This window comes from Ferribacterium limneticum, from assembly GCF_020510565.1.
Lineage (GTDB): Bacteria > Pseudomonadota > Gammaproteobacteria > Burkholderiales > Rhodocyclaceae > Azonexus > Azonexus limneticus_B.
In genome coordinates this window covers 435,214-456,004 of the sequence record NZ_CP075189.1, presented here as the reverse complement: position 1 = coordinate 456,004, position 20,791 = coordinate 435,214, and the positions used below count along the sequence as shown (strand labels likewise).

Sequence of the window (20,791 nt, the reverse complement as noted above, 5' to 3'; positions counted from 1 at the left end):
CATGAATCGCCGCCCCCGCCTGTTCTCCCTCCTCCTCGCCAGCGCCACCGTCATCGGCGGACTCGGCTGGCTGACGACCAGCGAAAGCGGTCTGCAAACCGCCATCGGCCTGGCCCAAAGCGCTACCGCCGGCCAGTTGCAGATCGAACAAGCCAGCGGCCGCCTGCTCGGCAACATGGACATCGGCCAACTGCGCTGGCAAGGCGCCAAGCAGCAAATCGAGGCAAAGCAAATCCACCTCGACTGGACGCCGTCAGCGCTCCTGCACGGCAGTCTGGACATCGCCGAACTGAGCATCGCCGCCCTGAACATCGTCACCACCCCGAGCGACACGCCGACGCCGCCACCGACCGATCTGCAGTTGCCTGTCACGGTCAACGCGAAAAAAGTCGCAATTTTGAAATTGAGCATCGGCGACGGCTTCACCGCCACCGACCTCGCCGCCAGCTTCAGCAGCGACGGTCGCCAGCACCAGCTTGCAGACGTCCATGCCCTGACCGGCGGCATCGCCATCACGGGCAGCGCCAGCCTCGACGGCCTCGCCCCCATGCCGCTCGCCGCCAGCGCCGAGATTTCCGGCCAGCTCGACGAGCGCCCACTTGCCCTGGCGCTGACCGCCAACGGCCCGCTCGAGCGCATCGCGCTGACCGCCGTCGCCACCCAAGGCGTCGCCGGCACGGCCGAGGTCGCGCTCACGCCGTTCGCCGACGCCGCTTTCGCCAGCGCCCGACTCCTGCTTGAAGACATCGACCCGGCCACCTGGCAGCCCGGCGCGCCGCAGGCACGGCTCAGCATCACCGCCGACATCGCGCCGCAAGGCGATGGCATCGTCGGTAGCTTCGGTCTGACCAACCACCAGCCCGGCCCCCTCGACCGCCAGCGCCTGCCGCTCGCCACGCTGGCCGGCACCGTCGACTGGCAGGGCAGCAGCGCCAAATTCGCCACCCTGCATGCAGCCCTGCCCGGCAGCAGCGAACTCGACGGCAGCGGCGAGTGGCGCGACGGCGCCCTGAAACTGGCGCTGACCGCCAGCCGACTCGACGCTGCGCAAATCGTCTCAACGCTACGGTCAACCCGATTAAACGGCCCAATTTCAAGTCAGCTCGGCGCCGACCGCCAGCAACTCAAGCTCGACCTCAAGGATGCCACCTACGCCCTGCTCGCTGAGGCCAGCCACGCCGACCAGCGCATCGACCTGCCGCAACTGCAACTCTCCGCTGGCGATGCCCGCCTGAGCGCCAAGGCCGAACTCGACCTCAAAACGCCGCGCGCCTTCACGGCCGAAGGCGAACTGCAACGATTCGACCCGAGCCGCTTCGCCAAAGTACCGGCGGCGCAAATCAATGCCAGCTTCAAGGCCGCCGGCCGGCTCGACCCACGGGCTGTGGTCGACGCCAGCTTCACGCTAAAAGACAGCCGGGTCGCCAACCAGCCGCTGAGCGGCCAGGGCAAGCTCGCCATCGCCTGGCCACGCATTCCTGGCATCGATATCCAGCTCGTTTCCGGCGCCAACCACCTGACGGCCAAGGGGTCTTTCGGCCAGCCCGGCGACACCGTGGTCGTCGACCTCGACGCCCAGCAACTCGCCGCCTACGGCCTCGACGGCGGCATCACCGGCCGGCTCGATCTGACCGGCTCGGCGCAACAACCGAAAATCGCCGGCCAGTTGAACGCCGCCAAAATCGGCAAACCCGGCGTCGCCCGCCTCACCGGCCTCAGCCTGAAGGCCGACGGCGGCGGCGAGCTTGGCTCGCCGCTAAGCCTCGATCTCGCCATCGCCGCCCTCGACACCCCGGACCAGCCCGGCCTGCTGCGCAACATCCGCCTGCACGGCGCCGGCACCAACCAGGCGCACAGCCTGACGGCCAGCGCCGAGGTGGCCGGCAAGAATCTGCTGAGCATGGCCGTCGACGGCGGTTTGAGCAGCAACTTCAGCCAGTGGCAAGGCCGCCTGCTCGAAGCAAAAATGAACAGCACCGACAAGTCGCGCAATTTCCACCTTGCCGCGCCGGCCCCGATCAAGCTGGCCGGCGCTGGCTGGAACTTTGGCCCGGCCCAGTTCGTCGGCGATCCGCTCGACTGGCAAGCCACGCTGCAAGCGGGCGCCGACGCCAGACACCTGCACGCCACGCTAAGCGCCAAGGGCAGCCGGATCGGCCGGGTCGATGGCGAACTCAACGCCGCCATGCTCGGCGCCTGGTCGCTCGACCAGCAGGCACGCTGGCAAGGCCGGCTCAAAACCGACATCGCCGACCTCGGCTGGCTGGCCGAGCTGATCGGCGACGGCTGGCAGAGCGAGGGCCGCCTCAACGGCGAACTGCAACTGGCCGGGACGCCCGCCGTGCCGCTGAGCAGCGGCCGTTTCCGCGGCGAGAACCTGGCCCTGCGCCTGCCCGCACAAGGCCTCAACCTGGCGCGCGGCGAACTCGATGTCGATCTGCGCGACAACCTGCTGCACATCAACCGCCTCGGCTTCGACAGCCTGCTCCGGCCCATGCCCCGGGCGATCCGCCTCGAGGCGCGTGACGACCTGACGGCACTAACGGCCAAGCCGGGGCGACTTGAAATTTCGGGCGAAATTCGGGTTGACCGTGGAAGTGCCGGCGAAAACGCCTTCCTCGACATCAAACTCGACCGCCTCGGCGCTTTCCAGCTCCCCGACCAGTGGGTCGCCGTTTCCGGCAACGGCCGGCTCAGCCTCAAAGACGGCACGCTCGGCGCCGTCGGCAAACTGGCCGTCGATGCCGGCTACTGGCAACTCGCCCCCAGCGGCACGCCGCGACTGTCCGACGACGTCGTGGTCAAGCGCCCGGGCAGTAAAAAGCCGGCGGCCAGCCTGCGCCCGAAACTCGAGCTCGACGTCAGCACCGACCTTGGCCGCAATTTCCTGTTCAACGGCGCCGGCCTGTCCAGCCGACTGGTCGGTGATATCCGCATAACCGCCCATGGCCGCGACCTGCCGCGGGCCAGCGGCACGATCCGGGCGCGCAGCGGCCGCTACGAAGCCTATGGTCAGAAACTGGAGATCGAACGCGGCATCCTGAGTTTCAATGGCCTGCTCGACAATCCCGGCCTCGACGTCCGCGCCGTGCGCAAGGGGCTATCGGTCGAACCCGGCGTGCAGATCAGCGGCTCGGCGCAACGGCCGGTCATCAAGCTGATCTCCGACCCGGAACTGCCCGATGCCGAAAAACTCGCCTGGCTGGTCCTTGGCCACGGCCCGGAACAGATGGGTGCCGGCGACGCGACGCTGCTTTTCTCGGCAGCCGGCGGCCTGCTCGGCAACGATTCGGGGAATGTTGTCCAGCAGTTGAAAAAGACCTTTGGATTCGACGAATTCGGCCTTCGTCAGGGCAATATCGGCGACACCGGCGGGCGTCAGCCAGTCAGTCGGGTGGCCGGCGGCAACAGCATCAGCACAGCCGGGACGACCGGCCAGCAGATCCTCAGCGTCGGCAAACGCCTGACGTCAAACGCGCTTGTTTCCTACGAGCAGACGCTGGGTCGTGCCGAAGGCATCGTCAAGCTCACCGTCAACCTGACCCGACAAATCGCTGTCATTGGCCGCGCCGGCAGCGACAACGCGCTGGACATCTTCTACACGCTGACCTTCGGGCGCACAGAAGAAAAGCCCGTCGTCAAGAAGGACTGACGCGAGATAGCGCGCGATCATGCTGCGACGATCCGCGGCCGCGCCGGCCTGGCCTTGGCGGCAAGTTGCGTCAGGCGATTGATCTCGGCCTTCAGGGCCACCTGCTGACCGGCCGTGATCATGCGCTGGCCGTTATGCCACTCGTACGCCACATCGTTGCTGGCGATGCCCAGTTCGTGGAGCGCCTTGGCCATTTCGCGCCAGTCATGGCGCTCGACATGTCGCCCATCGCTCAGTTCGGCGACAAATTCACTTTTGAAAAACGCTACGTTTGCAGTAATTGCCATGACTGAATCCTCCATGGCTCCAAGTTAACGCCCTCCCTTTTTTGGGCCAGTGACATATTTCACGCTCGGTATCAATGAGCCCGAAGATGCCCCGTCCACTTGCCGATCATGCCCAGCAATTCGGGATGATTGATCGGCTTGGCGAGGAAATCGTCCATCCCGGACAGCGTGCAGCGTTGCTGATCTTCGGCAAATGCCGCGGCGCTCAACGCGACGATGGGCCGGTGCGGCAAACCCCTTTCACTCTCCCACTCACGAATCAGGCGGGTCGCCTCCAGACCGTCCATGATCGGCATCTGGACGTCCATCAGAATCAGATCCGGACGCAGGCCGCTGGTAATGGCGTTGAGTGCTTCCAGGCCATTCTCGGCGTTGTCGACAGCGAAGCCCTGTTTCTGGAGCATGGCGCTGACCACTTTCCGGTTCACCAGGTTGTCCTCGGCGACCAGCACCCGACACAGCGGGCTGGATGCCGGCTCGGCCAGCGCCTCCGGGCTCTGGCCGCGAGGCGACTGACGGCGCTCCTCGCCGGCCCCGACGATCCCGGCGCGAATCCGGAACCAGAAGCGTGCCCCCAGCCCGGCCTGGCTCTCGACGCCGACTTCGCCGCCCATCATTTCGGCCAACCGGCGGACGATGGACAGGCCGAGGCCGGTGCCGCCAAATTCGCGGGTGGTCGAACTGTCGGCCTGCATAAAGGGCTGGAATAGCTGTGACTGCTGGCCGGACGTAATACCGATGCCGCTGTCACGAACGGAAAATTCGAGGATCGCCCCGCGCTCGTCACGACTGATCTCGGCCGCCTCGACATCGACAAAACCCTGCGCCGTGAATTTGACGGCGTTGCTGACCAGATTCGACAACATCTGGCGCAGCCGGATCGGGTCAGCCCGGTAGCGCGCGCCAGCATCGCCCCGCCAGCTGGCACGAACCTCGAGCGCCTTGTCATGGACCGGCCCGGAAAAAAGCATGACGGTTTCGTCGACGAGCTGTTTCGGGTCGAAGACGGCATCGGACAACGCCAGCTTGCCGGCCTCGATCTTGGAAAGGTCGAGCACATCGTTGAGCAGGGCCATCAGGGTCTGGCCGGAATTGAGGATGGTGCGCGCATAATCATTGCGCTCTTCAATCGCCACCCCAGGCATCAACAGCAGTTGCGCCATGCCCAGGATGCCGTTCATCGGTGTGCGGATTTCATGCGACATCATGGCCAGGAAGCTGCTCTTGGCCTGGTTGGCCGCCTCGGCCGCCTCCTTGGCGGCGTAAAGCTCGGTCACGTCGATACGAAAACCGACCGTGAAACCTTCCGGCGTCCGCCGCTCGAGAATCCGCAGCCAGCGGCCGTCATCAAGCTGCTGAATGATCTCCGTATTGCCGCTGCGATGCGCCGCCAGACGTTCGGCGACCCATTCGTCAACCCGGCCGATGGCTTCCTGGTACTGCCCACGTTCAGCACCTTTCCGGATAATCTCCTCAAACGCTTTGCCGCGAACGAGCAGATCAGCCGAGCTCAGGTAGTACTGGCGATACTGCTCGTTGAAATAGGCCAGACGGTCGTCCTGGTCGTAAATGACGAAGGCCTCGCCGATGGTATCGACGGCCGAAGCGAGCATGGCCTGGCTATCGTGCAGGCGCCTGCCCATGTCAGCCCGCAGAGCCAGCGAACGGAAAAGAAACAGCATGAAGGCGACGAATACGATGCTGACCCCGGCCGCCGAACTCAAGACGACCCGGCGATGGCTGAAGAAGGGTGTCAGCACCTGTTCGACAGCATGCCCGATGACAAAACTCAGGCCGTAGGCCGGCAGCCGGTAAAAGCCGTAGATCCGCTCGACGCCGTCCACCTGGGCCACTCGCTTGAAGCTTCCCGAAAGTGGGGCATCGGCCTGGAGATAGGGCGCCCCGACAATCTTCAAACCCATGGCGCCTGAGAAATCCGGTTCGCGCGCGATGACTTCGCCGCTATCGGCGACGACGGTACTGGTCGCGTCCCGGGCAATTTTTTCGCTATAGGCGGCGACCGAACCGGGACTGACCGAAGCGACCAGAACCCCGCGCAAGCGTCCGTCAATGATGATCGGCCGGGTGAACTGGATCGACCATTTGCCGGATACCTTGCCCTTGACCGGCTTGCTGATGAAAAGCCGGTCGCGGCCATCCAGATGCACGCGAAAATGCTCGCGCTCGCCAAGAAAGACGCGATCCGTGGCGACCGCCAGATTGGAGTACGCCATCCAGCCATCGGCGTCGATGACGGCAACCTGAAAGGCAATGTCGTCCATGTATTGCTGGCGACGTTTTATCTGCTCGGCAAAGCGCTCGGGGTGTCCGTCCCAATGGGTGCGCAGGTCAAGCAGCATCTGATCGAGGCGCTTGATGGCAGAAAACACACTCTCGGCAAAGGCCTGGGACTGAAAGCGGGTCGAATTCTCGACCTCGCGCAGATAACCGGCCCGGCTACGGTCCAGTTCATACCAGACCATCGCCCACACCAGCCCCAGGCCGAACACCAGCATCAGCCAGAGTTGCGGCCGGAGTGACAAAGCAGAGTATTTTTTTCCAGGAATTTCGCTCACCACCGGGTGCAGTCCGTCGCTCTATCTGACCAGGCAGGCAAACCGCGCCGCGCCGGCAGATAAATAAGGAGCGCGATGCTCGCCTCGACCATGACCAAAGTCAATAGTCGACTAGCTCAATCGGCACTGAACAACAGGCTTAGCGATCATCTCCAGGCTGGCGACGCTTGCCGCGCGAATCATCCTTGCGTTCGCCATGTGGGCGCTCCTCGCGCCGCATCTGGCCGGGCTGTGCTGCCGGGGCCGCGGCCGGCGCCATGGCCGGAGCGGGCCGGCTTTCCTGACGCTGGACACTGCCCTGCTCGTGACGGATGCCCGGGTTGACCTCGGGTTGGTGCCCGCCCTCGCGCTGTTCGTAGCGGGAACGATGTTCGCGCTCAGGAGGCGGAGTTGGCCGGGAATCGCCGCCCCACTCGCGACGCGGTGGCGTGTTGTCGCGCTCGTAGCGCGGCGCGGGCTGCACATCGATGCGCGGCGCCGGGCGCGGGCGGTGGTCCTGCTCCCAGCGGCCACCCGACTGGCGCCAGTGATCGCCGTTGCGTTCCCAGCGATGCGGCACCCACACATGGCCGTGGCGTGGTGCTTCCCAACGCCCGGGGAACCACTCATAGCGGGCGCCGCCCCAGCCCCAGTAGCCGGATATCCAGACGTAGTCGGCGTAAGGTGCGTAGCCCGGGTATTCGTGGCGGGGTGGCGGTGGCGCAACGCGCACCGGGCGGTCGTAATAGGGGTCGGGCGTCACGACACAGCCCGTGGTCAATACCGTGGCGGCCAGCAGCGCGGCTGGCAGAAATCTGTTTTTGCTCATCTTTTTACTCCTTGCTGGTTGGGACCCCGCCCGGCGCCGTCCGGTTCAATGCGGCTTGAGGCCGAGGCGCGCCCGCACCAGCACGATGAGGTCGTCGACGTAGGTAAACACCACGGGGATGACGAGCAGGCTCAGGAAGGTCGAGGTGATCAGGCCGCCGATGACGACGATGGCCATCGGGGCGCGGAAGCTCGGGTCGGTGCCGATGCCCAGGGCAATGGGCATCATGCCGGCGCCCATGGCGACGGTGGTCATGACGATGGGCCGGGCCCGCTTGCGGCAGGCGTCGAGCAGCGCATGCCAGCGATCCAGCCCATGCTCGCGACGGGCCAGCACGACGTAATCGATGAGCAGGATGGAGTTCTTGGTGGCGATGCCCATGAGCATGATGAGGCCGATCATCGACGGCATCGACAACGCCGTGTGCGTCACGAACAGGGCCAGGAAAGCGCCCGGCACGGAGAGCACGAGGGCAGCGAGGATGGTCACCGGCTGGACGAAATCCTTGAAGAGCAAAACCAGCACGATGTAGATGCAGAGCACGCCGGTGGCCATGGCCAGGGCGAAGCTGGCGAACAGTTCGCCCATCGCCTCGGCATCGCCGACCGTGGTCTGGATGACGCCGGGCGGCAGCTTGGTCAGGCTCGGCAGCTTGAGCGCATTGGCCTCGACTTCGCCGAGCGGCTGGCCGTTGAGCTCGATTTCGAAATTGATGTTGCGCAGGCGGTCATAGCGGTCGATCTCGGCCGGACCGCCGGCAATGCTCAGCGTGGCCACGTTGGCGAGCATGACCGGGCCGTGCTTGCCGGGCACGGTCAGGCGTTCGAGCAGGGCGAGGTCGGTGCGCGCTTCAGGCGGCAGCTTGACGACGATGGGCACCTGGCGCTGGGTCAGGTTGAGCTTGGCCAGGCCCTGGTCGTAGTCGCCGGCCGTGGCGATGCGCAGCGTGTCGGCGATGGCGGCCGAGGTCACGCCGAGGTCGGCCATGCGGGCGAAATCGGGGCGGATGACCAGTTCCGGACGGACCAGGCTGGCCGTCGTCGTGATGTTGCCGATGCCGGGGATGGTGCGCAGGTCGCGCTCGACGAGGCGGGCGTGTTCGGACAGCAACGGGCCGTTTTCGCTGGCCAGGACGAGGACGTACTTGGCGTTGCCGGAGGCCAGGCCGACCTTGATCTGGGCGCCGGGGATGACTGTCAGCGCCTCGCGCAACTGGTCCTCGATGACCAGTTTACTGGTCCCCGAACGCTCGCTGCGCGGGGTCAGGTTGAGGGTCAGCGTGGACTTGCGGACCTCGGCGGCACCGGCCGCGGCGAACGGATCGCTGCCGGCCTTGCCTCCGCCAACCGCGGTGTAGACGAGCTTGACGTGCTGGTTGGCCTCGGCAATGTGGCGCGCCTGTTCGGCAACGGCGACCGATTCCTTGAGCGTCGCGCCGGGCGGCAGGGAGAGGTAGATCTGCGTTTGCGACACGTCGTCGGCCGGGACGAAGCCGGTCGGCAACAGGGGGACGAGCATGAAGGAGCCGACGAAGAAGACCGCAGTCGCGAGCAGGGTCATGATGCGGTGCTTGAGGCACCACGTCGCCCAGCCTTCGTAGTATTTCAACCAGCGCGGCATCGGTTCGTCGTGCGTGACTGGGCGCAGGATGTAGGCGGCCATCATCGGCGTCAGCATGCGGGCGACGACGAGCGAGAAGAAGACGGCAACGGCAGCGGTCCACCCGAATTGCACAAAAAATTTGCCGGCGATGCCGCCCATGAAGGCGGTCGGCAGGAAGACGGCGATCAGCGTGAAGGTGGTGGCGATGACGGCCAGACCGATTTCGTCAGCCGCTTCCATGGCCGCCTGGTAGGGCGTTTTGCCCATGCGCAGGTGGCGCATGATGTTTTCGATTTCGACGATGGCGTCATCGACCAGGATACCGACCACCAGCGACATCGAGAGCAGGGTCACGACATTGAGCGTGAAGCCCATGAGGTACATCACGGCGAAGGTCGGGATGGCCGACAGCGGCAAGGCCGCGGCCGAAACGAAGGTGGCCCGGCCATCGCGCAGGAAGAGCCAGACGACGAGCACGGCGAGCAGCGCACCTTCGACCAGCAGCTTCATCGAGCCTTCATAGTTTTCGATGACGGGATCGACGAAATTGAAGGCTTCGGTAATTTCGATGTCGGGATGCGCGGCCTTGAGCTTGTCGAGGACGACCTTGACGCTGTCGGCCACCTCGACCTCGCCGGCGCCCTTGCTGCGCGTGATCTCGAAGCCGACGACCGGTTTGCCGTTGAGCAAAGCGGCGGTGCGCTGTTCACCGACGGTATCGCTGATCGTCGCCACCTGGTCGAGGCGTATGCGCCGGCCGTCGGAGAGCACGATATCCATGGCGCCCAGTTCATCGGCGCGCTGCACGGTGGCGATGGTGCGCACCGATTGTTCGATGCCGCCGACGTCGGCCCGGCCGCCCGAGGCGTCCTGCTGGATCTGCTTGAGCTGGCGCGAAATGTCGGCGGCCGTCACGTTGAGCGCCAGCATTTTTGCCGGATCGAGTTCGATGCGGATTTCGCGCGCCACACCGCCGACCCGCGACACGGCACCAACGCCGCGCGCCGAGAGGATGGCCTTGCTGACGGTGTTATCGACGAACCACGACAGCGCCTCGTCGTCCATCCGGCTCGACGCCACGGTGTAGGTCAGGATCGGTGCGCCGGAGACGTTCATCTTGCTGATCACCGGGTCGCGCAGGTCACCCGGCAGGTCGGAGCGGATGCGCGAGACGGCATCGCGCACGTCGTCGACCGCTTCCTGCAGCGGCTTTTCGAGGCGGAACTCGACCGTCACGGTCGCCGTGCCGTCCTGCGCCTTGGTGTAAATGTGCTTGATGCCCTGCAGGGTCGCCACCGAATTCTCGATCTTGCGCGCCACTTCGGTTTCCATCTGGGCTGGCGCCGCGCCGGGCAGGCTGGCGGTGACGATCACCATGGGCAGTTCGATGTCCATGAACTGCTGGATCTTCATGGCCTTGAAGCCCATGATGCCAGCCAGCGTCAGGAGGACGAAAAGCAGGATGGCCGGCGTCGGATTGCGGATCGACCACGACGAAACGTTCAGCACGGCACGCCCTCGCTGGCCATTCCCACGGTCAACCGGAAAAAAAGGCTCATTTTGAAATCCCATCCACCACCTTGACGACGTCGCCATCGGCCAGGAAGCCGGCGCCGGTCGCCACCACGCGCGCCTCGGGGGCCAGCCCGGCAACGATTTCGACGCGCTCGCCGACGCGACGGCCAAGTTCGACCTTGGCCTGCGCCACGCGATCCTCGCCTTCCATGCGGAAGACGTAGGCAAAGCCTTCGCGCAGCACCACCGCCCCTTGCGGCAGGGTCAGCGCCGGGCTTTGCGCCAGCGCGAACTCACCACGCGCGAACATGCCGGCCCGCACCGCCGACGTCGCCGGCAGATCGACATAAACCAGCCCGTTGCGCGTTTGCGGATCGACGCTCGGCGATACGGCGCGCACCGTGCCCTTGACCGTCTCGCCGCCCGGCGCAGTAAGAACCGCCACGACGCCGGCCTTGACCTTGCCGAGATCGGCCGACGGCACTTCGGCCCGCCATTCCAGCCGGCCGCCGCGGATCAGGCGAAACAGCTCCTGCCCGTTCTGGGTCAGCGAACCGACCGTCGCGCTGCGCGCCGAAATCACGCCATCGTCGGGCGCCAGCACGCCGGTCTTGGCCATCTTGAGATCGGCCGCTTGCTGCCGGGCGCGGGCCGCGGCCAGCCTGGCCTGCGCCGTGTTCTGCGCCGTCTGGTACTGGGTGTTCAGTTGCGAGCTGTAGAAGCCCTTTTCCTTGAGCTCCTTCGCCCGCTCGGCATTGCCTTTGGCCTCGGCGGCGCTGGCTTCGAGTTCAGCCACCGACGCCTGCGCCTCTGCCTGTTCGCTGGCCACGGTATCGCTGGCGATGCGCGCCAGCACCTGACCCTTTTTGACCTTGTCGCCAACCTGGACGCGTACTTCTGTAATCCGGTAATTGGCGATCTCGGCGCCGATCACGGCTTCCTGCCAGGCGACGACGTTGCCGTTCGCCGGCAACACCAGCGGCCAGTCGAGTTTCTGCGGGGAGGTCAGGCTGACGGTCAGCGCCGGTCGGCTCGTCGCCTTGGCCGGATCGGCGGCCGGCGCCGGCGTGGCGCCATCCGGACGCGACATGAAATAGGCAGCGCCGACAACGACGGCCGCGATGGGCAGCACCACGCGGAGCTTGCGCCCGGCAAGCGGGCCAGAAGAGTTATTTTTCATGCGAAAACCTGTGTCGACCGCAGCAATCCGGGAATGATACCTTGCCTCGCCGGCATGTCAGCCAATTAATGACCCCAAGGTCATCAAGGCTTTGCCAGCTGCTCCCGAGCCTGTTCTGCGGTGGCGCTGAGGCGGGCGGCGATCTGGCGTTTTTCCAGCGCCTCGCCCAGTTTCATGCGCAGGAAGGTGCTCGAGGTGTAGCGCGTCACGTCGTGGTAATGCCGGTCGACGACGCCCTTGACCATGGCGATGTAGTCGTCGATCAACTCGGGCAGGATGCTGAAACGGTCGTAATTGACGATGGCGTTGACCTTGTGGCCGATGGGCGCCAGGGCGGACTCGACCGCCGTCTCGATGCGCCCGATGTCATCGGCGCTGCGCACGTTGAGCCCTGAGAAATCAAGGAAAAACAGGTTTTGTCCGGCGTCGTAAGTCAGGCGCTCGGCCATCGGCACCTCAAGCATTTCCGGCCGGATGCCCATCGGCTCGTCGCGGAAGATGCGGGCATCCATCAAGGCCGGCTCGCCGTTGATGATCGGGCGAAAAGCCATGCGCGCGAGGATGTCCTTTTGCAGATCGACGCCCGGCGCGATTTCGGTCAGTTCCAGCCCGGCCGCCGTCAGCTTGAAAACGCAGCGCTCGGTGATGTAGATGACTTCCTTGCCACGCCGCGCTGCCTCGGGGCCGCTGAAGGTGCGGTGCTCGACTTCATCGACGAACTTGATGGCCTTGCCGTCTTCCAAAATTCGCAGTTTTTCCCCGTCGACCGTGACATCGAGGTTGCCGGCCGTGAAAGTGCCGACAAAAACGACCTTCTTGGCGCTCTGCGAAATGTTGATGAAACCGCCCGCCCCGGCCAGCCGCGGGCCAAACTTGGAGACGTTGAGATTGCCCTGCTTGTCGGCCTGGGCCAGCCCGAGGAAGGTGATATCCAGCCCGCCGCCGTCGTAGAAATCGAACTGGCTGGGCTGGTCGATGATGGCCTGGGCGTTGGTCGCCGCGCCGAAACTCAGGCCGCCGGCCGGCACGCCGCCGATGACGCCGGGTTCGGCGGTCAGCGTCAGCAGATCGATGATGCGTTCCTCGGTGGCGACGTTGGCAACGCCTTCCGGCATGCCGATGCCGAGATTGACCACGGCGTTGGCCTTGAGCTCCATGGCCGCCCGCCGGGCGATGATCTTGCGCTCGCTCATCGGCATCGGCGCGATGGCCGACATCGGCACCTTGATTTCGCCGGCGAAGGCCGCGCTGTACGGCTCGATGAAGGTCTGCATGTGGTATTCCGGCTTTTCGGCAACCACCACGCAATCGACCAGAATGCCCGGCACCTTGACCTGCCGCGGGTTCAGCGTGCCGCGCTCGGCGATGCGCTCGACCTGGGCAATGACGATGCCCCCCGAATTGCGCGCCGCCATGGCGATTGCCTGCGCCTCCAGCGTCAGCGCCTCGCGCTCCATGGTGATGTTGCCGTCCGGATCAGCCGTCGTGCCACGGATGATGCCGACGTGGATAGGGAAGGCCTTGTAGAACAGGTACTCCTCGCCGTCGATTTCCATGATGCGGACCAGATCGGCCGTCGTTTTGTCGTTGAGCTTGCCGCCGCCGAAACGCGGATCGACGAAGGTGCCCAGCCCGATGCGCGTGATCGTTCCCGGCTTGCCCGCCGCGATGTCGCGGAACAGATGCGTGATGACACCCTGCGGCAGGTTGTAGGCCGCGATGCGATTGCTCACCGCCAGTTCCTGCAGCTTGGGCACCAGCCCCCAGTGGCCGCCGATGACCTTGCCAACCAGGCCGTCATGGCCCAGATGGTTGAGGCCTCTATCCTTGCCATCGCCCTGCCCGGCCGCATAGACCAGGGTCAGGTTGCGCGGGCTGCCTTGGCCATGAATGTCCGCCGCCTGGCTCTCGAGAAAACGCTGCTCGAGCGCCACGGCGATGTTCTCGGCAAAGCCGATGCCGACGAAACCACCCGTCGCCACCGTGTCGCCATCGCGAATCAGGCGCACGGCGTCGCGGGCGGAAACCACCTTGCCGGCGTCACTCGCCCGCAAGGCCGCGGTCATCGGGTGCTGGGGTGCCGTCACCTCAATTGGCCAGCGCGGCTTCGATTTCGGCGAAGGTGCTGGCCAGCTCGAAACCGAGCACCGGCACGCCAAGCTGGCGGCCAATGTTGGTTGCCGAAAATACGCCACGGACGCGCGGCAGACCGGTCGCCGCATCGACGTCCTCGACCAGGATGTGCTGGCGGCCGAGACGTTTCAGGGCATCAAGAATATCCACCACGCGCACGTTGAGGACTTCCTTCAAATACAGCGTATCAACCGCGCTGATCGGCGTCATGAGCTCGGCCACCTTCAATTCGTCGCGCTTGCAGCCGCGCGCTGCCGCCACCTGCATCGGCTTCTCGCCGAGGATGTCGCGGGCGGTAATCAGGCCTTCCAGCCGGTCGTCGGCCGACGTCACCATGAGCAGACGAACGCCGCGCGCGATCATCTGCGCATTGGCCTCGACCACCGAGGCATCGGGGCCGATGACGACCACGCTGACCCGCAGAAAATCGGTCATCGCCTCGATAGCCGGCGAATCGGCAGCAATCACGTTGTATCCGGCAGCACTCAGCGTGATGTTCCTGGAAATCTTGTGCGTTTGCACCTTGGGTACCAAACTCATGTCTCGATCCTCCATCCGTTATTGTTTTGCGACCAAACCTCTGTTGCGTCAGCGATAACCTGACACGCGAAGTATTCGGCGATTCGGATGGCAATACAAGCACCCCGAGGGAAAACCCTAACCCGGGGCACAATTGAAAAAAGCCTGACGAATCAGGCCTTTTCAGGAATCGATGGTGGAGAGGATGAGGATCGAACTCACGACCTCCTGATTGCGAACCAGGCGCTCTCCCAACTGAGCTACCCCCCCAACGTGGGGCGATTCTAGCGCACTCCAATTTTCATATCAAAGTGCTTTGTGGGCGCGGCGAAGCTGCCGGGCGGAATTTCAATTTTGGCCAATTTTTCCGGTTGACCGTGGAAGTGTGCTTTTAAGCCTGTCCAGCCCCCGCCACTGCACGGCGCAAGCGGTCGGCGACGGCGGCCCAGGCTGGTTCGTCGGGCAGGGCTTCGACAGCGATCAGGTCGACGCCGGCGTGGTCCATGTCGCGCAGGGCGGCGTAGAGGTCGTGGGCGTAGCCGACCGGGTCAGCCGGTAGCAGGCGCCAGGCGTGGGGCATGCCGGCATGCGGCGGCTGGTTGGTGCTGATGACGCCGCAGCGGTCGCCTTTGTGGCGCTGGGCGTTGATGAAATCGAGCAGGCGCTCGGACGACACCAGACGCATCGGCGTTTGCGGTGCGTAATGAGCGGCCAGCGAGCCGGAGACGCGTGGCGCGCCGGCGGCGGTTTCGATGGCCGGGCGACGGCCGAGGACGGCTTCGAGGTGGGCCGGGGCGATGTGCCCGGGACGGAGGACGACCGGCTCGCCGCGCGAACAATCGACAATGGTCGATTCGATGCCGACCTTGCACGGGCCGCCATCGAGAATGAGCGTAATCCGGTCACCGAGTTCTTCGCGGACGTGGTCGGCCGTGGTCGGGCTGATGCGCCCGAAGCGGTTGGCCGAGGGAGCGGCAATGCCGGCGTGCTCGCCAGCCGCCGCAGCGAACCGACGAAGCAGTTCGAGCGCCACCGGGTGACCGGGAACGCGCAGGCCGACGGTGTCCTGACCGCCGGTCACGGCATCCGGCACCCAAGCCTTCTTTTTCAGGATCAGCGTCAACGGGCCGGGCCAGAAGGCTTCCATGAGCTCCCAGGCGACAGCAGGAACCTGCTCGGCCCAATGGTCGACGGCGTCATGACCGGCGACATGGACGATCAGCGGGTGATCGGCCGGGCGGCCCTTGGCGGCAAAAATCTTGGCGACGGCGGCCGGGTTGGCGGCATCCGCCCCCAGGCCGTAAACCGTTTCCGTCGGGAAGGCGACCAGCTCGCCGGCGCGCAGCAACTCAACGGCGCGCGCGTAGTCCTGAGTCATCGGCGAAAGCGGGTCGGAGTGGCGGTCAAGGCTGGTCAGGCAGCGTCTTGGACAGCACTTTTTCGGTCTGGCTCTGGCGGAAACCGGCCAGCTTTTGCGCCACGGCGGCATCGCTCAAGGCCAGAATGGAAACAGCGAACAGGGCCGCATTGGTGGCACCGGCTTCGCCGACAGCAAAGGTGGCGACCGGAATGCCGCCGGGCATCTGGACCATGGAGAGCAGGGAGTCGAGACCCATCAGGTGCTTGGACGGCATCGGCACGCCGAGCACCGGCAGTTGCGTCTTGGCGGCGAGAACGCCAGCCAGGTGGGCGGCACCGCCGGCGGCGCCGATCAGCACCTTGATGCCGCGCTCGGCGGCGGTAGAGGCGTAGTCAAGCGCCTGATCGGGCGTGCGATGGGCCGACAGCACCTTGGCTTCGTAGGGAATATCGAGGTTCTTCAGGGCAACGGCGGCGGCGCGCATGATCGGCCAGTCGCTGTCCGAACCCATGACGATGCCAACGAGGGGCTTTGTGCTCATGTTGTAAATCCTTCTAGTAGGGATGGAAAGAGGCCTTAGTCAGCCAGCGCCGCTTTTCGTTCCGCAGCTTCGATGGTATTTGCCAGCAGCATGGTGATGGTCATCGGCCCGACACCGCCCGGCACCGGGGTGATCTGGCCGGCGACTTCGAGGCAGCTGGCAAAATCGACGTCGCCACATAGCTTGCCGTCCGGCAGGCGATTGATGCCGACATCGATGACGACGGCGCCCGGCTTGACCATGTCGCCGGTGACGAATTTCGGCTTGCCGACGGCGGCGACCAGAATATCGGCGCGGCTGGTGTGGAATTTCAGGTCCTTGGTGCGCGAGTTGCAAACGGTGACCGTCGCCCCGGCGTTGATCAACAGCAGCGCCATCGGCTTGCCGACGATGTTCGAACGGCCGATGACGACGGCTTCCTTGCCGGTCAGATCGACATTGCCCTTCTCGAACATCTTCATGACGCCGTAGGGCGTGCAGGGAATGAAGCGCGGATTGCCCTGGGCCAGCGCCCCGACGTTCTCGGCGTGGAAACCATCGACGTCCTTGTCGGCGGCAATCGCTTCGAGCACAGCTTCTTCATCGAAATGCTTCGGCAGCGGCAGTTGGACAAGGATGCCGTGGATGTTCGGATCGGCGTTCAGTTCGGCGATCTTGTCGAGCACCGTCGCCTGATCGACCGTGGCGTCGTAAGTAATCTTTTCGGAGTGCATGCCGATGGCCAGGCAGCCATTGACCTTGTTGCGGACATAGACCTCGGAAGCCGGGTCGGCCCCGACCAGAATGACCACCAGACCGGGTTTGTGCCCCTTGGCGGTGAGCGCCTCGACGCGTGCCTTGAAACCCTGGCGAAGTTCTTCGGCCAGCGCCTTGCCGTCAATAATTTGAGCTGTCATCGTCGCATCCAACTGAAAAGAAAAAGGGGAAAGGCGGAGGCCTTTCCCTTTGAATTGGCGCGTATTTTACCAGATTACGCGGCTGCAGTTTCCGCTTCGCCGACCGCTGCGCGACCAGCTTCAAAAGCCTGGCGATTCAACTTGACCAGTTTTTCACCCTTGCGCTGGAAGCGCTTGAGCACGCAGTCGAGCAAAACCTCGGCGCCAAACGGCAGGTGATCGGCAATAGCGCCAAGCATGACCGTGTTGCCGAGGCGGATGTCGCCGAGATTCTGCGCAATGGTCGTCGCATCGAAGGCGACAACCTTGTTGCCGGATTTCCTGATCTCGGCCAGCGGGTCTTCCGGGTAATCGAACAAGCCGAGTTCGACGACCGGCGGCACCAGTCTGGCCGTGTTCATCAGCGTAATGCCGCCCGGCTTGAGCATGTGCTGCCAGCGCATGGCTTCGGCCGACTCGAAGCCGAGAAGTACATCGGCCGTACCCGGTGTGATCTGTGGCGACAGGACGCGCTGGCCGAAACGCAGGTGCGACGAAACGACGCCACCACGCTGCGCCATGCCAGCGACTTCGGTTTTCTTGGCGTCGTGGCCGAGCGCGATGGCGGCCTCGGCGAGGATTTCGGTCGCCGTCATGACGCCCTGACCGCCGATGCCGACGACCAGAATATTGGTATTTTCGCTCATGCTGCGCAGCCTCCCTTGGTCACCAACTGGATCGGCGAAGTTTGCACATGATGGACGATGGCCTTCGGCGCACAGGGCTGGACGCACAAGCCGCAACCGGTGCACACTGAGGTTTCGATGCGCACGAAGGCCAGATCGACTTCGCGACCGCTCGGTTTGACCTCCTTGCCACGGCGCGTGACGTGGATGGCCGGGCAACCGACATCGATGCAATTGCCGCAGCCCGTGCACTTGTCGTCGATGACCTCGAACGGCTTGAGCTTGTGGTAATCCTTGACCAGCACGCAAGGCTGGTCGGTGATGATGACCGACACCTCGGGCACCTTGACCTCTTCGCGGATGGTTTTGAAGAGCACCGGCAATTCATACGGATTGACGACGTGAATGCGCTCATCCTTGACGCCCAGTGCACTGACCAGCTTGGCGAAATCGACACGCGGCGCTTCTTCGCCGTGGATGCCGTAGCCGTTGCCCGGATTGTTCTGGCCGCCCGTCATGCCGACGGCGCGGTTGTCGAGGAGCAAAACCGTGACGTTGCCCTTGTTGTAAACCATGTCGAGCAGACCCTGCATGCCCATGTGCAGGAAGGTCGAATCGCCGATCACGGCGACGATCCGCTTGTCCTTGTCGGCCTCGCCGCGGCCCTTGTCCATGCCCAGCGCGACGCCCATCGAGGCGCCCATCGAGACGCAGGTGTCGAGGGCGTTCCACGGGTGTCCTGCCCCCAGGGTGTAGCAGCCGATATCACCGGAGATATTGAGGTTGCGCACTTGCGACAGCGTGTAATAGACGCCGAGGTGCGGACAGGCGACGCACATCGTCGGCGGCCGCGGGAAGACCTGCATCGGAGCCAGCGCGGTCGTTTCCGTAACCGGCTCGCCGAGCAACCTGGCGATGGCCGGCTTGAGCACGTTCGGCGACAACTCGCCCTGCAGCGGCAGGATTTCCTTGCCGATAACCTTGATGCCTTGCGCCTTGAGTTCGGTTTCGACGAGCGGCTCGACTTCTTCGACGACGACAACCAGGTCGACCATGGCCGCCAGTTCGCGGCATTTCTCGAACGGCACCGGGCTGGAGAAGCCGAGCTTGAGAACCGGCGCGTTCGGGAAGGATTCCTTGACATGCATGTAGGCGGGGCCGGAGGCGATGAAGCCAACGCGCTTGTCGGAACCCTCTTCGATGAAATTGAGCTCGGAAGTTTCAGCCAGTTCGCGCAATTTGATATCGCGCGCGAACATCAGCGGGATGCGCTTGCCGGCATTGCCCGGCACCATGACGAAGCGGGCTGGTTCCTTCTTGAAACCGGCACCGACGTATTCGTTCCGCTCACCGACGGTGACCAGCGACTTGACGTGGTTGATCCGCGTTGTCATGCGCAGGATGACCGGGACCTGGAATTTTTCGGACAGCTCGTAGGCGTAGAGCGTCATCGCGTAGGCTTCCTGCGAATCGGCTGGTTCGAGCACCGGCACATGGGCGAAGCGGCCCCAGTAGCGGGAATCCTGTTCGTTCTGCGAGGATGACAGGCCGACGTCGTCGGCAATGGCGATGACCAGCCCGCCGACCACACCGGTCAGGGTAAGCGTCATCAGCGCATCGGAGGCGACGTTCATGCCGACATGCTTCATGCAGCAGAAGGAACGCGAGCCGGCGTAAGCGGCGCCGATGGCGACTTCCAGCGAGACCTTTTCATTGACCGACCACTCGGCATAGAGATCCGGGTAGCTCGAAATGACTTCGAGCATTTCGGTGGACGGTGTGCCGGGATAGGCGGCGGCGACCTTGACGCCCGCCTCCCAGACGGCGCGAGCGACTGCTTCGTTACCGGACATCAAAACCCGGCTTGCTGCGGGTACAGGCATGACTGCCGCCATGTCGACTCCTCGATCATTTGCACGAAAGCCACAAATTATAGGAGGGCATTTTTTGGACGACTTGATACAACGCAACTCATCAATTCATTTTTTTCGTGTCGTATCAGAATGCCATTGATGAACATCAAGGCCGGCGCCGCCCACCCGCGGAACAATCGATGCTCGCCAAAACGCCAGCCATGACCACCGCCATCCTCCTCGCCGAACCGCCCCCCGTTGCCGAAAGCCCGTTGCGCATTCCCGGCAACAAGGGCATCTGGGCCGGCATTACCTGCGAGTTCGTCGAATTCGCCGTGCTTTTCGCGGTGTACTTCATCGCCCGCGCCCATTTCCCGCAGGCCTTCCACGACGGCGCCCAACGCCTGTCGGTAGCCGCCGGCACGACCATTACGCTGCTCATGATCACGAGCAGCTACTTCATCGCCTGCTCGGTCAATGCCATCCGCCAGGACAAGCATCGCTCGGCCATCATCTGGCTGGTCGCCGGCCTGGTCGTCGCGCTCGGCTATCCGGTCACCAAGGCGCTCGAAATCGACTGGAATCTCGCGCACGGCATCAATGGTGAATCGGGCATTTTCTTCACCGTCTACTACTACCTGACCTTCACCCACCTCGTGCATGCTACCTGGGGCATCCTCGGCATTCTGTGGGTGCTCGCCCGGCTGAGTTTCCGCGGCTATTCGTCCGCGGACTATGCCGGCCTCGAGGCCCTGGCCTGCTACTGGCACGCTACCGACATCATCTGGCTGATCATCTTCCCGTTGTTCTACGTGCTGGCCTGAATGATGGATTTCAAAAATGACCATTTTTTCCGGTTGACCGTGGCATGGCTCGCGCTGGTCGCCCTGACGCTGGCCAGCCTCGGCCTCAGCGAATGGTTCCGCGAAGCGCGCTGGCTGCCGCTGCTCGTCGCTGCCATCATCTGGTTCAAGGGCGCGCTGGTCGCCCGCTGTTTCATCGAATCGCAGGTCGCCCACCCGTTCATTGCCCGCGTCCTCAAAGTATTCATCGCCGCTTCGCCGCTGGCCCTGATCGCCACCGCCTTCTTTGGCGGCACGCTGGCCCGCTGGGCCACGCTTTAACCCAAACCCCGCCGTTGTAAATCTGCAAAAAAACTCGCGGTACGTGCTCGCACGTATTGCACGATGCGAATATTGTTTTT

Annotated in this window: 15 protein-coding genes and 1 tRNA gene; 3 read left to right on the top strand and 13 right to left on the bottom strand. The window is 64.3% G+C overall.

Annotated elements, in window-relative coordinates; genetic code table 11:
* Position 1 precedes the first annotated feature (1 nt).
* On the top strand, positions 2 to 3,652 hold the full coding sequence (locus KI610_RS02240) for a translocation/assembly module TamB domain-containing protein (protein WP_226497070.1): 3,651 nt from the start codon (positions 2 to 4) through the stop codon (positions 3,650 to 3,652).
* A gap of 17 nt (positions 3,653 to 3,669) precedes the next feature.
* Here KI610_RS02240 and KI610_RS02235 read toward each other — a convergent pair whose 3' ends face one another.
* From KI610_RS02235 to KI610_RS02175, 13 genes are all read right to left on the bottom strand, one after another.
* Entirely contained in the window at positions 3,670 to 3,939 is a 270-nt protein-coding gene (locus KI610_RS02235; RefSeq protein ID WP_226497069.1) for a hypothetical protein, read from the bottom strand.
* A gap of 71 nt (positions 3,940 to 4,010) precedes the next feature.
* Positions 4,011 to 6,482, bottom strand: coding sequence for an ATP-binding protein (locus KI610_RS02230; protein WP_226497068.1), 2,472 nt, complete (start codon positions 6,480 to 6,482; stop codon positions 4,011 to 4,013).
* 172 nt (positions 6,483 to 6,654) lie between these two features.
* Positions 6,655 to 7,323 carry a hypothetical protein gene (locus KI610_RS02225; protein ID WP_226497067.1) on the bottom strand — a complete coding sequence of 223 codons (669 nt, stop codon included), beginning with the start codon at positions 7,321 to 7,323 and terminating at the stop codon, positions 6,655 to 6,657.
* 45 nt (positions 7,324 to 7,368) lie between these two features.
* Positions 7,369 to 10,434, bottom strand: a complete 3,066-nt coding sequence (locus KI610_RS02220; RefSeq protein ID WP_404827456.1) for an efflux RND transporter permease subunit — start codon at positions 10,432 to 10,434, stop codon at positions 7,369 to 7,371.
* 46 nt (positions 10,435 to 10,480) lie between these two features.
* Entirely contained in the window at positions 10,481 to 11,620 is a 1,140-nt protein-coding gene (locus tag KI610_RS02215; RefSeq protein ID WP_226497066.1) for an efflux RND transporter periplasmic adaptor subunit, read from the bottom strand.
* An 83-nt stretch (positions 11,621 to 11,703) separates the two neighbouring features.
* Positions 11,704 to 13,686 (bottom strand): acyl CoA:acetate/3-ketoacid CoA transferase, encoded by a 1,983-nt coding sequence (locus tag KI610_RS02210; RefSeq protein ID WP_226498496.1) that lies wholly within the window; start codon positions 13,684 to 13,686, stop codon positions 11,704 to 11,706.
* Positions 13,687 to 13,708: 22 nt separating this feature from the next.
* Positions 13,709 to 14,293: a CBS domain-containing protein gene (locus KI610_RS02205; protein WP_226497065.1), complete on the bottom strand. Its 585-nt coding sequence runs from the start codon at positions 14,291 to 14,293 to the stop codon at positions 13,709 to 13,711.
* A 173-nt stretch (positions 14,294 to 14,466) separates the two neighbouring features.
* A tRNA-Ala gene (locus tag KI610_RS02200) sits at positions 14,467 to 14,542 on the bottom strand.
* Between the two features lie 121 nt (positions 14,543 to 14,663).
* Complete coding sequence (locus tag KI610_RS02195; protein ID WP_226497064.1) at positions 14,664 to 15,650, bottom strand: L-threonylcarbamoyladenylate synthase; 987 nt, start codon at positions 15,648 to 15,650, stop codon at positions 14,664 to 14,666.
* A gap of 25 nt (positions 15,651 to 15,675) precedes the next feature.
* A complete protein-coding gene (gene purE / locus KI610_RS02190) occupies positions 15,676 to 16,173 on the bottom strand; it encodes a 5-(carboxyamino)imidazole ribonucleotide mutase (protein ID WP_226497063.1) in 498 nt (165 codons plus the stop codon).
* Between the two features lie 35 nt (positions 16,174 to 16,208).
* Positions 16,209 to 17,069, bottom strand: coding sequence for a bifunctional methylenetetrahydrofolate dehydrogenase/methenyltetrahydrofolate cyclohydrolase FolD (gene folD, locus KI610_RS02185; protein ID WP_226497062.1), 861 nt, complete (start codon positions 17,067 to 17,069; stop codon positions 16,209 to 16,211).
* Positions 17,070 to 17,143: 74 nt separating this feature from the next.
* A complete protein-coding gene (locus KI610_RS02180; protein ID WP_226497061.1) occupies positions 17,144 to 17,755 on the bottom strand; it encodes an indolepyruvate oxidoreductase subunit beta in 612 nt (203 codons plus the stop codon).
* A complete protein-coding gene (locus KI610_RS02175) occupies positions 17,752 to 19,629 on the bottom strand; it encodes a thiamine pyrophosphate-dependent enzyme (RefSeq protein WP_226497060.1) in 1,878 nt (625 codons plus the stop codon). The genes KI610_RS02180 and KI610_RS02175 overlap by 4 nt, the downstream gene beginning before the upstream one ends.
* A gap of 179 nt (positions 19,630 to 19,808) precedes the next feature.
* Between KI610_RS02175 and KI610_RS02170 the strand changes: the two genes are divergently transcribed.
* Together KI610_RS02170 and KI610_RS02165 are read left to right on the top strand one after the other, a co-directional pair.
* The gene (locus KI610_RS02170) at positions 19,809 to 20,411 is read left to right on the top strand and encodes a cytochrome c oxidase subunit 3 family protein (protein ID WP_226498495.1); all 603 of its coding nucleotides are present in this window, start codon (positions 19,809 to 19,811) and stop codon (positions 20,409 to 20,411) included.
* A complete protein-coding gene (locus KI610_RS02165) occupies positions 20,412 to 20,711 on the top strand; it encodes a hypothetical protein (protein WP_319004200.1) in 300 nt (99 codons plus the stop codon).
* Positions 20,712 to 20,791 lie beyond the last annotated feature (80 nt).

Coding starts and splice junctions, on each gene's coding strand:
- purE (WP_226497063.1), bottom strand. CDS start 16,173: ATGAGCACAAAGCCCCTCGTTGGCATCGTCATGGGTTCGGACAGCGAC.
- KI610_RS02175 (WP_226497060.1), bottom strand. CDS start 19,629: ATGGCGGCAGTCATGCCTGTACCCGCAGCAAGCCGGGTTTTGATGTCC.
- KI610_RS02170 (WP_226498495.1), top strand. CDS start 19,809: ATGACCACCGCCATCCTCCTCGCCGAACCGCCCCCCGTTGCCGAAAGC.
- KI610_RS02205 (WP_226497065.1), bottom strand. CDS start 14,293: ATGAGTTTGGTACCCAAGGTGCAAACGCACAAGATTTCCAGGAACATC.
- KI610_RS02235 (WP_226497069.1), bottom strand. CDS start 3,939: ATGGCAATTACTGCAAACGTAGCGTTTTTCAAAAGTGAATTTGTCGCC.
- KI610_RS02225 (WP_226497067.1), bottom strand. CDS start 7,323: ATGAGCAAAAACAGATTTCTGCCAGCCGCGCTGCTGGCCGCCACGGTA.
- KI610_RS02210 (WP_226498496.1), bottom strand. CDS start 13,686: ATGACCGCGGCCTTGCGGGCGAGTGACGCCGGCAAGGTGGTTTCCGCC.
- KI610_RS02240 (WP_226497070.1), top strand. CDS start 2: ATGAATCGCCGCCCCCGCCTGTTCTCCCTCCTCCTCGCCAGCGCCACC.
- KI610_RS02165 (WP_319004200.1), top strand. CDS start 20,412: ATGATGGATTTCAAAAATGACCATTTTTTCCGGTTGACCGTGGCATGG.
- KI610_RS02180 (WP_226497061.1), bottom strand. CDS start 17,755: ATGAGCGAAAATACCAATATTCTGGTCGTCGGCATCGGCGGTCAGGGC.
- folD (WP_226497062.1), bottom strand. CDS start 17,069: ATGACAGCTCAAATTATTGACGGCAAGGCGCTGGCCGAAGAACTTCGC.
- KI610_RS02195 (WP_226497064.1), bottom strand. CDS start 15,650: ATGACTCAGGACTACGCGCGCGCCGTTGAGTTGCTGCGCGCCGGCGAG.
- KI610_RS02215 (WP_226497066.1), bottom strand. CDS start 11,620: ATGAAAAATAACTCTTCTGGCCCGCTTGCCGGGCGCAAGCTCCGCGTG.